The organism is Pseudooceanicola nitratireducens (assembly GCF_900109195.1).
In the GTDB taxonomy this organism is placed as follows: Bacteria; Pseudomonadota; Alphaproteobacteria; order Rhodobacterales; family Rhodobacteraceae; genus Pseudooceanicola; species Pseudooceanicola nitratireducens.
Window position 1 is genome coordinate 57400 of sequence record NZ_FNZG01000004.1, and the last position, 14407, is coordinate 71806.

The 14407-nt window shown below is 64.1% G+C and carries 15 protein-coding genes; 12 read left to right on the forward strand and 3 right to left on the reverse strand.

Annotation, left to right across the window (positions count from 1 at the left end):
* The first annotated feature begins 2 nt into the window (after positions 1–2).
* Complete coding sequence (gene mfd / locus BMX99_RS14895) at positions 3–3470, forward strand: transcription-repair coupling factor (RefSeq protein WP_093453521.1); 3468 nt, start codon at positions 3–5, stop codon at positions 3468–3470.
* 210 nt (positions 3471–3680) lie between these two features.
* Here mfd and BMX99_RS14900 read toward each other — a convergent pair whose 3' ends face one another.
* From BMX99_RS14900 to BMX99_RS14910, 3 genes are read right to left on the reverse strand one after another with little or no spacing between them, the layout of a single operon-like run.
* Entirely contained in the window at positions 3681–4814 is a 1134-nt protein-coding gene (locus BMX99_RS14900; protein ID WP_093453529.1) for an HD domain-containing protein, read from the reverse strand.
* Entirely contained in the window at positions 4811–5029 is a 219-nt protein-coding gene (locus BMX99_RS14905) for a hypothetical protein (RefSeq protein ID WP_093453532.1), read from the reverse strand. Before BMX99_RS14905 ends, BMX99_RS14900 begins: the two co-directional genes overlap by 4 nt.
* Positions 5029–5682, reverse strand: a complete 654-nt coding sequence (locus BMX99_RS14910) for an alpha/beta hydrolase (RefSeq protein WP_093453536.1) — start codon at positions 5680–5682, stop codon at positions 5029–5031. The genes BMX99_RS14905 and BMX99_RS14910 overlap by 1 nt, the downstream gene beginning before the upstream one ends.
* Before the next feature lie 166 nt (positions 5683–5848).
* Here BMX99_RS14910 and iscR point away from each other — a divergent pair, with 166 nt between their 5' ends.
* From iscR to BMX99_RS14965, 11 genes are read left to right on the forward strand one after another with little or no spacing between them, the layout of a single operon-like run.
* A complete protein-coding gene (gene iscR / locus BMX99_RS14915) occupies positions 5849–6319 on the forward strand; it encodes a Fe-S cluster assembly transcriptional regulator IscR (RefSeq protein ID WP_093453539.1) in 471 nt (156 codons plus the stop codon).
* On the forward strand, positions 6316–7362 hold the full coding sequence (locus tag BMX99_RS14920; RefSeq protein WP_093453542.1) for a cysteine desulfurase family protein: 1047 nt from the start codon (positions 6316–6318) through the stop codon (positions 7360–7362). Before iscR ends, BMX99_RS14920 begins: the two co-directional genes overlap by 4 nt.
* A gap of 31 nt (positions 7363–7393) precedes the next feature.
* Positions 7394–8914 (forward strand): Fe-S cluster assembly protein SufB, encoded by a 1521-nt coding sequence (sufB, locus tag BMX99_RS14925; RefSeq protein WP_093453544.1) that lies wholly within the window; start codon positions 7394–7396, stop codon positions 8912–8914.
* Complete coding sequence (locus BMX99_RS14930; protein ID WP_093453547.1) at positions 8911–9111, forward strand: hypothetical protein; 201 nt, start codon at positions 8911–8913, stop codon at positions 9109–9111. Before sufB ends, BMX99_RS14930 begins: the two co-directional genes overlap by 4 nt.
* Positions 9108–9422 carry a heavy metal-binding domain-containing protein gene (locus tag BMX99_RS14935; RefSeq protein ID WP_093453550.1) on the forward strand — a complete coding sequence of 105 codons (315 nt, stop codon included), beginning with the start codon at positions 9108–9110 and terminating at the stop codon, positions 9420–9422. The genes BMX99_RS14930 and BMX99_RS14935 overlap by 4 nt, the downstream gene beginning before the upstream one ends.
* Complete coding sequence (locus tag BMX99_RS14940; RefSeq protein ID WP_093453553.1) at positions 9422–10036, forward strand: hypothetical protein; 615 nt, start codon at positions 9422–9424, stop codon at positions 10034–10036. The genes BMX99_RS14935 and BMX99_RS14940 overlap by 1 nt, the downstream gene beginning before the upstream one ends.
* Positions 10037–10058: 22 nt before the next feature.
* Positions 10059–10814, forward strand: a complete 756-nt coding sequence (gene sufC, locus BMX99_RS14945) for a Fe-S cluster assembly ATPase SufC (protein WP_093453555.1) — start codon at positions 10059–10061, stop codon at positions 10812–10814.
* Entirely contained in the window at positions 10814–12109 is a 1296-nt protein-coding gene (gene sufD / locus BMX99_RS14950; RefSeq protein WP_093453557.1) for a Fe-S cluster assembly protein SufD, read from the forward strand. The genes sufC and sufD overlap by 1 nt, the downstream gene beginning before the upstream one ends.
* Before the next feature lie 8 nt (positions 12110–12117).
* Entirely contained in the window at positions 12118–12591 is a 474-nt protein-coding gene (locus tag BMX99_RS14955; protein ID WP_322788145.1) for a YIP1 family protein, read from the forward strand.
* Complete coding sequence (locus BMX99_RS14960; protein WP_093453563.1) at positions 12588–13184, forward strand: Yip1 family protein; 597 nt, start codon at positions 12588–12590, stop codon at positions 13182–13184. Before BMX99_RS14955 ends, BMX99_RS14960 begins: the two co-directional genes overlap by 4 nt.
* Positions 13184–14404 carry an aminotransferase class V-fold PLP-dependent enzyme gene (locus BMX99_RS14965; protein ID WP_093453566.1) on the forward strand — a complete coding sequence of 407 codons (1221 nt, stop codon included), beginning with the start codon at positions 13184–13186 and terminating at the stop codon, positions 14402–14404. Before BMX99_RS14960 ends, BMX99_RS14965 begins: the two co-directional genes overlap by 1 nt.
* Positions 14405–14407 lie beyond the last annotated feature (3 nt).

Genomic DNA, 14407 nt, shown 5'->3' on the forward strand with positions numbered 1-14407 from the left:
GCATGACCACATCCGCAGATCGGATCGTCCTTGGGGGCGCGCCCGAGGGTTTTGACGCATCGCTGATCCTGTCCGAGGTCGCAAAATCCGACGGCCCGGTGATGCATGTGGCGCTGGACGACAAGCGCATGGCGGCCATGGCCGATGCGCTGCGGTTCTTCGACCCGTCCATGCTTGTGCTCTATTTCCCGGCCTGGGATTGTCTGGCCTATGACCGGGTGTCCCCCAATGCCGACATCTCGGCCGCGCGGATGGCGACGCTGGCCGCGCTGGTGCACGGGATGCCGTCGAAGTTCGTGCTGCTGACGACGCTGAATGCCGCAACTCAGCGGATCCCCGCGCGCGAGGTGCTGAGGGAAGCCGCCTTTACCGCCCGCGTCGGACAGCGCATCGACGAGGGCGCGCTGCGCAACTTCCTGGTGCGCATGGGCTTTTCGCAAAGCCATTCGGTCACCGAACCGGGCGATTATGCCATACGCGGCGGTATCGTCGACATCTTCCCGCCCGGGGAAACCGGGCCTGTGCGGCTGGATCTGTTCGGCGATGTGCTGGACGGCGCGCGCCGGTTCGACGCCGCCACGCAGCGCACCACCGACAAGCTGGACGTGATCGAACTGGCCCCGGTGTCCGAGGTGATCCTGGACGAGGCCGCGATCACCCGGTTCCGTCAGAATTACCGCATCGAATTTGGCGCGGCCGGCACCGATGATCCGCTGTACGAAGCGGTCAGCGCGGGCCGCAAGCATCAGGGCGTCGAACATTGGCTGCCCTTCTTTCACGAAAAGCTTGAGACGCTGTTCGATTATCTGCCCGGTGCGTCGGTCATGCTGGACGATCAGATCAGCGCGGCGCGCCTGTCCAGATGGGAGGCGGTGAAGGACCAATACGACACCCGTCGTCTGGCGCTGGAAAAACGCGACCGTATGGACAGCGTTTACAAGCCCGTGCCGCCGGCGCTGATGTATATGGACGATGCCGCCTGGGACCATGCCGTCGCACAGCATCGGGTGGTGCAGATGTCGCCGCTTCCGCGTGCCTCGGGTCCGGGCGTGGTGGATGCGGGCGGGCGCGTCGGGCGCAACTTCTCGCCCGAGCGTCAGTTGGAAAACGTCAGCCTGTTCGGCACCCTGGCCGATCACGTGCGGGCGAAGATGGCGAACGGTCCGGTGGTCATTGCCTCCTATTCCGAAGGCGCGCGGGAACGTCTGGACGGGCTGATCGAGGATGAAGGCTTGCAGGGGGCGGTGCATCTGCGCGACGCGGGCGGCATCGGCAAGACGGGCCTTCACCTGGCGGTCTGGGCGCTTGAGGCCGGGTTCGAAGGGCCCTGGCGCGACCGCAAGCTGACGGTGATCTCGGAACAGGACGTGCTGGGCGACCGGCTGATCCGCGGCGCGCGCAAGAAGCGCCGGGCCGAGAACTTCCTGACCGAGGCGCAAAGCCTGTCGCCCGGCGATCTGGTGGTCCATGTCGATCACGGCATCGGCCGCTATCACGGCATGGAGGTCATCACAGCCGCCGGGGCCGCGCATGAATGTCTGGTGCTGGAATACGCCGAGGACGCGCGGCTGTACCTGCCGGTCGAGAATATCGAGCTGCTGTCGAAATACGGCCACGAAGAAGGCCTGCTGGACAAGCTGGGCGGCGGGGCCTGGCAGGCCAAAAAGGCGCGGCTGAAGGAACGCATCCGCGAGATGGCGGATCGCCTGATCCGGGTCGCCGCCGAACGCGCGCTGCGCAAGGCACCGATCCTGGATGCGCCCGACGGGGCCTGGGACGCGTTTCAGGCGCGTTTTCCCTATCAGGAGACCGACGATCAGCTGTCCGCGATCGAGGATGTGCTGACCGATCTGACCTCGGGCCATCCGATGGACCGGCTGATCTGTGGCGACGTCGGCTTCGGCAAGACCGAGGTGGCGCTGCGCGCGGCCTTCATCGCCGCCATGTCGGGCGTTCAGGTGGCGGTGATCGCACCCACGACCCTGTTGGCGCGGCAGCATTACCAGGGCTTTGCCGAGCGGTTCCGGGGCTTTCCGCTGCAGGTCTCGCCCCTGTCGCGGTTCGTGTCCGCGAAAGAGGCCGAAAAGACTCGCGACGGCATGGCCAAGGGCACGGTGGACATCGTTGTCGGCACCCATGCTTTGCTGGCCAAGGGCGTGCGGTTCCAGAACCTTGGCCTGCTGATCGTGGACGAGGAACAGCGCTTTGGCGTGAACCACAAGGAACGGCTGAAACAGCTGAAATCCGACGTGCATGTGCTGACCCTGACCGCCACGCCGATCCCCCGGACGCTGCAATTGTCGCTGTCGGGGGTGCGGGACCTGTCGATCATCGGCACGCCTCCGGTCGACCGTCTGGCGATCCGCACCTATGTTTCGGAATTCGACGCGGTCACCGTGCGCGAGGCGCTGCTGCGCGAACGTTATCGCGGCGGGCAAAGCTTCTACGTGGTGCCGCGGATTTCCGACCTGGCCGAGGTCGAGGAATTCCTGAAGGCCGAAGTGCCCGAGATTTCCTATGTCACGGCTCATGGCCAGATGGCGGCGGGTGATTTGGACAAGCGCATGAACGCCTTCTACGACGGCAAATACGATGTGCTGCTGGCCACCACGATCGTCGAATCCGGCCTGGATATTCCGCGCGCCAATACGATGGTAGTGCACCGGGCGGACATGTTCGGCCTGGCGCAGCTGTATCAGATCCGGGGCCGTGTGGGCCGCGCCAAGACTCGCGCCTATGCCTATCTGACGACCAAGCCGCGCCTGAAGCTGACGCCGGGGGCGGAAAAGCGGCTGAAGGTGCTGGGATCGCTGGATACCCTTGGGGCCGGGTTCACGCTGGCAAGCCAGGATCTGGACATTCGCGGTGCCGGCAACCTGCTGGGCGAGGAACAGTCGGGCAACATGCGCGACGTGGGCTATGAGCTCTACCAGTCGATGCTGGAAGAGGCGATTGCCAAGATCAAATCCGGTGAGGCCGAGGGCCTGTCCGAGATGGACGATCAATGGGCCCCGCAGATCAACCTGGGCGTTCCGGTGCTGATCCCCGAGGACTACGTGCCCGACTTGGACCTGCGCCTGGGCCTCTACCGTCGCCTGTCCACGCTAAGCAAGAAAGTCGAGCTGGAGGGCTTCGCCGCCGAGCTGATCGACCGCTTTGGCAAGCTGCCGCGCGAGGTGAACACCCTGCTGCTGGTCGTGCGGATCAAGGCCATGTGCAAACGCGCCGGCATCGCGAAACTGGACGGCGGCCCCAAGGGCGCGACGATCCAGTTCCACAACGACAAGTTTTCCAACCCTGCCGGGCTGGTCGAATTCGTCCGCGATCAGAAGGGCCTGGCCAAGGTCAAGGACAACAAGATCATCGTTCGGCGCGACTGGAAGAAGGACGCCGACAAGATCAAGGGTGCCTTTGCGATCGCTCAGGATCTTGCGAAAAAGGTCGAGGCGGGGCGGAAGGCCAAGGGTTAGGCATTTGCGCGCGCCGTTTGCGTTGCGTCACGCCGAGGGCGTGCCGACGTAGAGGCGGGCGAGGGGGCGCTGTCCTGTCACGCCGGAGGCGTGCCAACGTAGAAGGGCGCGAGGGGGCGCTGCCCCCTCGCGCTCCCCCGGGATATTTTTGGCAAGAGGATGTGTAGGGGGTGGTTTTGGGCTGCTTGCGGTAGTTTGGTGGCCCGTGGGTCAGGCCAGGGCGGCCTGTACCTGGGGCGCGATCCAGGACCAGAGCTGGGGGGCGGCGCGTTTGATGGCGGGGGCGACGCGGGCCTCGACGACCTCGAAGGTCGCATTATGGGCCCGCCACGACACGCCACCCGAGGCGAGGTTCTGGTTCGGCGGCTGGAACCGGTCGAGCGCCTTGGCGAATTGCGCGTCCGGTGTCTGAGCAGCCTCGAATTCCGTCCAGAGCGACAGCAGCGGTGCGCCTTCGCCATGGGGGAGCAGGCCGAAGAGGCGGCGGGCGGCGGCGGCCTCTTCCTGTTCCAGGCGGGCCTGGATTTCGGGCGTCTGGGCGTACAGCGGCACATCCCCGGCATCGATTTCCACCAGGTCATGCAGCAGCAGCATCCGGATGACACGGTCGATGTCGACGCCCGAGGGGGCGTGATCGGCCAGCGTCATGGCGTAAAGCGCCAGGTGCCAGGAATGTTCGGCGGAATTCTCGTGGCGCGAGGCATCGCAGAGCGTCGTGGCGCGGTGGATGGACTTCAGACGATCGGCCTCGGCCAGGAACGCGTTGCGGGCAGCGATCGTGTCTTGCGCGGCACCGGGCAAAGAGAGGTCGTGCGACAGCTGTCCGTGCAGCGCCGGCATATGGTTGGCGACCAGGCGCGCGCGGCCCGTGGTCAGGTTGTCGCGGGCGATGGTGACGTGATCGTCTCGCGGGGTGGCGGCGGCGCTGACCATAAGGACGGGCAGAGCGTAATCCACCACCTTGGCCAGCGGCAGGGCGTGATCTTCGAACCGGGTCCAGAGGCCGTGGAAATCCGTGGTCAGATCCGGCGGCAGCAGGCCGAACAGGCGGGCGGCGGCGCGGGCCTCGTCTGCGGCGACGGCGGCATCATCATGCGACAGGTGGATCGGGTGATCGCCGGCGTCGATTTCCACCAGGTCATGCAAGATCAGCTTGCGGATGGCGCGGGTCTGCAGGGCGGCGTCTTCGTCGACCAGCCAGATCATCGCCGCCAGCGCCGCATGCCAGGAATGTTCCGCCGAATTCTCGGGGCGCGACTGGTCCAGCAGGTTGTTCGCACGGGTGACGGATTTCAGGCGGTCCGCTTCATTCAGGAACGCCATCTGCGCATCGAGACGGGTCATTCCACGGATTTCTTGGTGGCCTGGATCAGCGCCATGGCCTTGCGGGCGGCCAGGCGGATGCGGATTTCGGTCAGGTAGGCCTCTTCCAGGGTCTGGGAGGCCGCGCCGATGGTCTGGGCGACGGTGGTGTAGAACCTGTCGTCGCCCGTCTTGTCCATCACCTGGAGCGTCTCATCGGCCAGCTTGGCCGCAATGCGATCAAGCGTGGCCGACATCAGCGGGTGTTTTCCGTCAGCCGGCGTTTCACGTAATCGCTGACGGTGCCGATCATCGGCTCCATGTGCGGGTCCTTGAAGAAGTGGTCCGCGCCTTCGATTTCCGAATGGGTGACGGTGATGCCCTTCTGTTCCTGCAGCTTGGAGACCAGCGTGCGCGTGTCGGCCGGGGGCGCGACACGGTCGGCGGTGCCATTGATGATCAGACCCGACGAAGGGCAGGGCGCCAGGAACGAGAAGTCATAGGTGTTCGCCGGCGGCGAGACCGAGATGAAGCCCGTGATCTCGGGGCGGCGCATCAGCAGCTGCATGCCGATCCAGGCCCCGAAGGAAAAGCCCGCGACCCAGCAGTGCTTGGAGTTCTGGTTCATCGACTGCAGGTAATCCAGCGCCGAGGCGGCATCGGACAATTCGCCCACGCCCTGGTCGTATTCGCCCTGGGACCGGCCGACGCCACGGAAGTTGAACCGCAGCACGGTAAAGCCCATGCGGTGGAAGGCGTAATGCAGGTTGTAGACGACCTTGTTGTTCATCGTGCCGCCGAACTGCGGATGCGGGTGCAGGATGATGGCGATCGGGGCGTCACGCTCTTTCTGGGGATGGTAGCGACCTTCGAGGCGGCCTTCGGGGCCGGGAAAGATGACCTCGGGCATATGTGTCTCCTGCGTGGTGCTGGTTTCTTGACGAAAACGATCAAGCACCTTAGAAAGATTCTAATTCTGGATTCCGCCCATGTGCGGAATACGGGCTTGAAGCGGGATAAGCTGTTGTTCCGGCGTCGTCAATGAATTCGAGAATCGCGGTGAGGAGCCGAGCGCCATGAAACTGAGCACCAAGGGACGCTATGCGATGGTGGCGCTGGCCGATATCGCGCTGCAACCGGACGGGTCGCTGGTCACCCTGGCGGATGTCTCGAAACGTCAGAACATCTCGCTTCCGTACCTTGAACAGCTGTTCGTCAAACTGCGCCGGGCGGACATCGTGTCGTCGGTGCGCGGGCCGGGCGGCGGCTATCGCCTGGCGCGTCCGACGGCGGAAATCCGGGTGATCGAGATCCTGGCAGCCGTGGATGAAACCATCGACGCGCTGCACACCGGGGCCGGGGCCTCGGGCGGGTTGTCGGGGTCCAAGGCGCAATCGGTCACGAACCGTCTGTGGCAAAGCCTGTCGGCGCATGTCTATGTCTTCCTGCACCAGACGCGGCTGTCGGATGTGGTGGCCAACGGGCTGATGCCCTGTCCCGCTGTCCCGAACCTTTTCGACGTGGTGGACGAGGGCGAGGACGCGTGAAACCCCGGGCCTACCTGGATTACAACGCGACGACCCCGTTGCGGGACGCGGCGCGTGCGGCGATGGTCGCGGCGATGGACGTGGCGGGCAATCCGTCCTCGGTCCATGCTGAAGGGCGGGCGGCCAAGGCGCTGGTGGAAAAGGCGCGGGCCCAGGTGGCCACGGCCTTTGGCGCAGATGGCGCGGACGTGATCTTTGTCTCATCGGCCACGGAAGCGGCGGCGCTGGCCATGGCGGGGCGCAGCCTTGCGGCGTCAGAGGTCGAACATGACGCGGTGTTTTCCCACGCGGGCGCGGTTCTGGCGACGGATGGGCAGGGGCGGATCACGGTGGATGACCCCGCTGCATCGGCGGTGCAACTGGCCAATTCCGAAACCGGCGTGATCCAGGATCTGCTTCAGGGGCTGGCGGTCTGCGACGCAACCCAGGGTTTTGGCAAGATTCCTGTGGCCTTCAACTGGATTGGCTGTCAGATGGCCCTTATATCAGCGCATAAGCTGGGTGGCCCCAAGGGCATCGGCGCGCTGGTCGTCAAGCGGGGCACGGATATCGCCGCGCAGCTGACCGGCGGGGGCCAGGAAATGGGCCGTCGCGCGGGCACGGAAAACGTGATCGGCATTGCCGGCTTCGGGGCCGCCGCCGAGGACGCCATGCGCGATCTGGATGCCGGCGTCTGGGACCGGGTGCGTGCTCTGCGCGACGCCTTCGAGGCGCGGGTCATGGACGAGGCTGACGACCTGGTGATCGCCGGGAAGGACGCCAAGCGGCTGCCCAATACGTCGAACCTGATCAGCGCGGGCTGGAAGGGCGAGACGCAGGTGATGCAGATGGACCTTCACGGGTTCGCGGTTTCGGCGGGATCGGCCTGTTCCAGCGGCAAGGTCCGCGAAAGCCGGGTCTTGAAGGCCATGGGATTTGACGGGCCCCAGGCGGCTGGCGCGCTTCGCGTGTCGCTTGGGCCCGAGACGAGTGAAGACGAGATCATGCGCTTTGCCGATGTCTGGCTGGCGCAGCGGAAAAAGCACCGCGCCCGGGCCGCGTGAACCCCGGGTGCGAGATGGAAGGATGAGTAAGATGAGCGCAATGGACGACGTGCAGGTCAAGGACGGTGTCGATCAGGAAACGGTCGACGCGGTCAAGGCGATCGGAACCTACAAATACGGCTGGGACACCGAGATCGAGACGGAATACGCCCCCATGGGGTTGAACGAGGACATCGTTCGCCTGATCTCGGACAAGAACGGTGAGCCGGAGTGGATGACCGAATGGCGTCTGCAGGCCTTCCAGCGGTGGAAGGAATTGGAAGAACCCGATTGGGCGATGATCGACTATCCGGAAATCGACTTCCAGAAGCAGTATTATTACGCCCGTCCGAAAAGCATGGAAGAAAAGCCCAAGTCCCTGGACGAGGTCGATCCCAAGCTGCTTGCGACCTATGAAAAGCTGGGTATCCCGCTGAAGGAACAGATGATCCTGGCCGGGATCGAAGGGGCCGAGGATGCACCCGCCGAGGGCCGCAAGGTCGCCGTGGACGCGGTGTTTGACTCCGTTTCCGTGGGCACGACCTTCCAGGCGGAACTGAAGAAGGCCGGCGTCATCTTCTGTTCGATCTCCGAAGCGATCCGCGAACACCCTGAACTGGTGAAGAAATACCTTGGTTCGGTCGTGCCGGTGTCGGACAACTTCTATGCCACGCTGAACTCGGCCGTTTTCTCGGACGGGTCGTTTGTCTACGTGCCGCCGGGCGTGCGCTGCCCGATGGAACTGTCGACCTATTTCCGCATCAACGCGGAAAACACCGGTCAGTTCGAACGCACGCTGATCATCGCGGACAAGGGGTCCTATGTCTCCTACCTCGAAGGCTGTACCGCACCGCAGCGGGACACCAGCCAGCTGCATGCCGCCGTCGTCGAGATCGTGATCGAGGAAGACGCCGAGGTTAAATACTCCACCGTTCAGAACTGGTTCCCCGGGGATGAGAACGGCAAGGGCGGCATCTACAACTTCGTGACCAAGCGCGCCGATTGCCGGGGCGACCGGGCCAAGGTGATGTGGACGCAGGTGGAAACCGGATCGGCGGTGACCTGGAAGTACCCGTCCTGCATCCTGCGCGGCGACGACAGCCAGGGCGAATTCTACTCGATCGCCATCACCAACAACTACCAGCAGGCCGATACCGGCACGAAGATGGTGCACCTGGGCAAGAACACCAAGTCGCGCATCGTGTCCAAGGGGATCAGCGCCGGCAAGGCGCAGAACACCTATCGCGGCCTGGTTTCGATGCATCCCAAGGCCAAGAACAGCCGGAACTACACCCAGTGTGATTCCCTTCTGATCGGGTCGGAATGTGGGGCCCACACGGTTCCCTATATCGAGGTTAAGAACAACTCGTCCCGGGTGGAACACGAAGCCACGACCTCGAAGGTCGATGACGATCAGCTGTTCTATTGCCGCCAGCGCGGCATGGACGAAGAAGAGGCCGTCGCCCTGGTGGTGAACGGGTTCTGCCGCGAGGTTCTTCAGGCCCTGCCGATGGAATTCGCGATGGAAGCGCAGCAGCTGGTCGCGATCTCTCTGGAAGGGTCGGTCGGGTGATCCTGCGCGCGCTTCTGGCATCCGTCATCGCAACCGTCGCCTATGCGGGGTTCATGTGGATGCTGGGGGACTTCGTGCCCAGGGCACTGGCGATCTTCTTCTGCATCGTGCTGGCCTTCAACCTGGCCTGGAACGCCTTCAAGGCGCGCCAGGCCGGCAAGCAGGCCAAGGCACCTAAACCGGGGGAACCGGAATGATCATCACCACCACGCAGGCCATCGACGGCAAGCGCATCGTCGACTATCGCGGCATTGTCGTGGGCGAGGCGATCATGGGCGCGAATGTCGTGCGCGATTTCTTCGCGGGCATCACCGATATCATCGGTGGCCGGTCGGGCGCGTATGAATCCAAGCTTCAGGATGCCCGCGACACCGCCATGGGCGAGATCGAGGCCCGCGCCCGTAGCCTTGGGGCCAATGCCGTTGTCGGCGTGGACCTGGACTATGAGGTGGTCGGGGACTCCATGCTGATGGTGTCGGTTTCCGGCACGGCGGTCGTGGTCGAGTAATGACCGCCCAGCCCGTCCATACAGGCGTTGCGCGCCCCGAACTGACCCTGCCTCCGGCAGAGGCAGAGGCGCTGCGCATGGCCTATGGGGATGCGTCTTGCATCCTTGAATATGGCTCGGGCGGGTCGACGGTTCTGGCATCCGAACTGTCGGGCAAGCGGATTTTCAGCGTCGAAAGCGACCCGGACTGGTCCGCCAAGATGTGCGGATACTTCGCGGAAAACCCCGGCCAAAGCCCGGTGGACATGGTGACGGCCGATATCGGCCCGACCAAGGAATGGGGCCACCCGGTCGATCATTCGGCCTGGCGCCGGTTTCCGGCCTATCCGCTGGCGGTCTGGGACCGCCTGGAGGCCGAAGGCCAGGCCCCCGAGGTCGTTCTGGTGGATGGCCGGTTTCGCGCCGGCTGTGCCCTGGCCACGGCCTTTCGCACGCAGCGTCCGGTGACGCTGCTGTTTGACGATTACACGCCCCGCAAGGCGTATCACGCGGTCGAGGACTTCCTGGGCCGCCCCGTAACGATCGGCCGGATGGCCGTGTTTGACATTTCCCCGATGCCGGTCCCGCAGGACCGTCTGCTTCGGGTGATTGAACTGATCTCAGCCCCGCTGTGAGGGGCCAAGGAAAGGACGCAAGATGCTGACGATCAAGAACCTTCAGGTGAAACTGGAAGACGAGGACAAGCAGATCCTCAAGGGTGTGGACCTGACCGTTGAGGCGGGCAAGGTGCACGCGATCATGGGCCCGAACGGATCGGGTAAGTCGACCCTGTCCTACGTTCTGTCCGGCAAGGACGGCTACGAGGTGACGGGCGGCGAAGCCACCCTGGACGGCGAAGACCTGCTGGACATGGAAGCCGAGGAACGCGCCGCCGCTGGCCTGTTCCTGGCGTTCCAGTACCCGGTCGAAATTCCCGGCGTCGGCAACATGACCTTCCTGCGCACCGCGCTGAACGCACAGCGCAAGGCCCGCGGCGAAGAGGAAATGTCCGCCGCCGACTTCCTGAAATTCGTGCGCGAAAAGGCCAAGACCCTGAAGATCGACGCCGAGATGCTGAAGCGTCCGGTGAACGTCGGCTTCTCGGGTGGTGAGAAAAAGCGCAACGAAATCCTGCAGATGGCCGTGCTTCAGCCGCGCATGTGCATCCTGGACGAAACTGATTCCGGCCTGGACGTGGACGCGATGAAACTGGTTTCGGAAGGGGTGAACGCCCTGCGTGACGAAGGCCGTGGCTTCCTTGTGATCACCCACTACCAGCGTCTTCTGGACCACATCAAACCCGACGTCGTGCACATCATGGCGAACGGCCGCATCGTGAAGACCGGCGGGCCTGAGCTGGCGCTGGAAGTCGAACAGAACGGCTATGCCGACATTCTGGAGGAAAACGCGTAATGGCTGTCGCTCGGAATGTATTGAAACAGCAGAAACAGGACCTGACGCAGGCGCGTCTGGATGCCCTGGGTCCGGTCACGGATCAGGGCTGGTCCGCTGCAGCCCGTGGCGCGGCGCTGGACCGTCTGGTCCAGATGGGGCTGCCCCATGCCCGTGACGAATACTGGAAGTTCACCCGCCCGGAAGGCCTGACCCAGGCCACGCCTGCAAAGGCCGCCGTGTTCGAGACCGACGAGGCGCTGATCTTTGACCAGGTCGACCGCCTGAAGGTCGTCTTTGTCGACGGTGTCTTCAGTGCCGAAGACAGCGATGACCTGACCGAGGCGGGGCTTAAGATCGATCGCCTGGCCGAGGACAGCGACATCCATTGGGCCCAGGGTCTTTACGGTACGCTGGAAGCCAATGGTCAGGATCCCGTCGCCCGTCCGCTGGCCGCGCTGAACACCGCCTTTGCCACCGACGGCGTGCTGATCCACGTGACCGAAAGCGCCAAGCGCCCGATTTCGCTGATCTATCGCCATACTGACGACAGCTCGGACGCGATCCTGCACCACGTGGTCAAACTGGATGCCGGGACCTCGTTGACCGTGCTGGAAAACGGCCCCGCCGCTGCGCGGTTCAACAAGGTCATGGAGATCGACATCGCGGATGGCGCTGCCTTCCACCATGTCCGGGCCCAGGGCCGCGATCATGAACGCCAGGCCGCGACGCATATCTTTGCCCGCCTCGGCACCGAGAGCGTGTTCAAAAGCTTTACCCTGACCGCCAATGGCCGCCTGACGCGCAACGAATGCGTGATCGAGCTGACCGGCGACGATGCGGTGGCGCATGTTGCGGGCGCCTGCATGGGCGACGGCGATTTCCACCACGACGACACCGTCTTCATCACCCATGACGCCGAGAATTGCGAAAGCCGTCAGGTGTTCAAGAAGGTGCTGCGCAACGGCGCTACCGGCGTCTTTCAGGGCAAGATCCTGGTGAAGGAAGGTGCCCAGAAGACCGACGGCTACCAGATCAGCCAGTCGCTTCTGCTGGACGGCGACAGCCAGTTCCTGGTCAAACCCGAGCTTGAGATCTACGCCGACGACGTGGCCTGTTCGCATGGTTCGACCTCGGGCGCGATCGACGAAGACGGGCTGTTCTACCTGAAATCGCGCGGCGTGCCGGCGGATCAGGCGACCGACCTTCTGACCATCGCCTTCATCGCCGAGGCGGTGCAGGAGATCGAGGACGAAGACCTGGCCCAGGAAATCCTGAACCGGGTCGAAGGCTGGCTGGAGCGTCGGCGCGGCTGATGTCGGTCATGGCAGACATCGCGGCCAGCTATCGCGGGCCGGTTCCGGTTTTGCGTCGGCGGATCGCCGGCGAACAGGAATCCCGTGCGCTGGCCATCCTGATGGCCGGCTGCGTGCTGCTGTTCATCGCCCAATGGCCGCGGCTGTCGCGACAGGCCTTTGAAACCGGGGCAGAAGTCCAGATGCTGATCGGCGGATCGCTGATGGCGCTGGTTTTCATGCTGCCGCTGATCCTTTACGTGCTGGCGGGGCTATCCCATGCCATCGCGCGGGTCTTTGGCGGCAAGGCCACGCCCTATGCGGCGCGGATGGCGCTGTTCTGGGCGCTGCTTGCCTCGGCCCCGGTTTTCCTGCTGAACGGCTTGATGGAGGGCTTTGTCGGCCCAAGTCTGCAGACAAGCCTGACAAGTGCGCTGGCACTTGCCGTGTTTCTCTGGTTCTGGTTGGCGGGATTGTTCGCCGTCGAAAGGGGCACGTCATGACGCAGGGCATGAACCTGGCACAGATGCGCGACCTGGTGGTCGAAACCGTGGTCTCTCCGGCCTCGGCCGCGAAGGTCGTCACCGGATTTGCGGCGGCACGGCCGACGCTTTGGACGGCACTGATCCTGATCGCGGTGCTGAACGGGCTGTATTACGGCGTCCTGCTGCCCTCGGCGGCGGCGGCGGGGCTGGTTCCCGTGAACATGGCCAATGCGCCCTTCATCGTGACCGGGGCGATCCTGCTGATCTTCACCGTCATGGTCTTCCTTTTGACGATCATGGGCCGGTTCCTGGGCGGGCGCGGTGATCTGGATGCGGTGATGAAGATCACCGTCTGGCTTCAGGCGCTGCGGCTTCTGGCCCAGATCATCATTTCCGTGCTGTCGCTGGCGATCCCCTTCCTGGGCAGCCTTTTCGCGCTTGCGGTCGGCGTCTGGGGTCTGTGGGTTCTGGTCGTCTTCATCGCGGCAGCACATCAATTCGAAACGGTCAAAGGGTTCGGGACCCTGCTGGGCACCTTCGTGGCCACGGTCTTTGCCCTGTCGATCCTGAGTGGAATTCTGGGGCTTGGCGTCCCGTCAGGAGGGCTGTGATGCTCGACATCGACAAGATCCGCGCGGATTTCCCGATCCTCTCGCGCGAGGTGAACGGCAAGCCGCTGGTCTATCTGGACAACGGGGCCTCGGCCCAGAAGCCGCGGGCGGTGATCGACACGATCACCCGCACCTATGAGGCCGAATATTCCAACGTTCACCGCGGGTTGCATTACCTGTCCAACCTTGCCACCGACAATTACGAAGCGGTGCGTGGCAAGGTCGCGCGCTTTCTGAACGCCGGAACCGAGGATGAGATCATCTTTACCTCGGGCACGACCGAGGCGCTGAACCTGATCTCTTATGGCTGGGGGGCTGTGCACCTTCAGGAGGGCGACGAAATCGTCCTAAGCGTGATGGAGCATCACGCGAATATCGTGCCCTGGCATTTCCTGCGCGAACGCCTGGGCGTGACCCTGAAGTGGGTCGAGATCGAGCCTGACGGGTCGCTGGACCCGCAGGCGGTGATCGACGCCATGGGGCCGAAGACGCGCATGGTTTGCATCACCCATATGTCGAACGTGCTGGGCACGGTTGTCGATGTGGCGGCGATCTCCAAGGCTGCGCGGGACCGTGGTGTGGTCTCGGTCATCGACGGATCCCAGGCGGCGGTGCATATGCCCGTGGACGTCCAGGCGATTGGGTGCGATTTCTACGCGATCACGGGCCACAAGCTTTACGGGCCTTCCGGCTCCGGTGCCTTGTTCGCCCGGATGGAACGTCAGAAAGAGATGCGCCCCTTCCTTGGCGGCGGTGACATGATCCGCGAAGTGCGGCGCGACGGCATCACCTACAATGACCCGCCGATGAAGTTCGAGGCCGGGACACCGGGCATCGTGCAGACCATCGGGCTGGGCACCGCGCTGGATTACATGATGTCCCTGGGGATGGAAAATATCGCCGCCCACGAACGCGCGCTGGCCGATTATGCGACGGAAAGGCTCAAGGGCCTCAACTGGTTGCAGGTTCAGGGCAACGCGCCGGGCAAGGGGGCGATCTTCTCGTTCACGCTGGATGGGGCGGCCCATGCGCATGACATCTCGACCATCCTCGACAAGAAAGGGGTGGCGGTGCGCGCCGGTCAACATTGTGCCGGCCCGCTGATGGAGCATCTGGGCGTCTCGGCCACCTGCCGCGCGTCGCTGGCGGTCTACAACACCAAGTCCGAGATCGACGTGCTGATCGAGGCGCTGGAACTGGCCCACGATCTGTTTGCGTGAGGG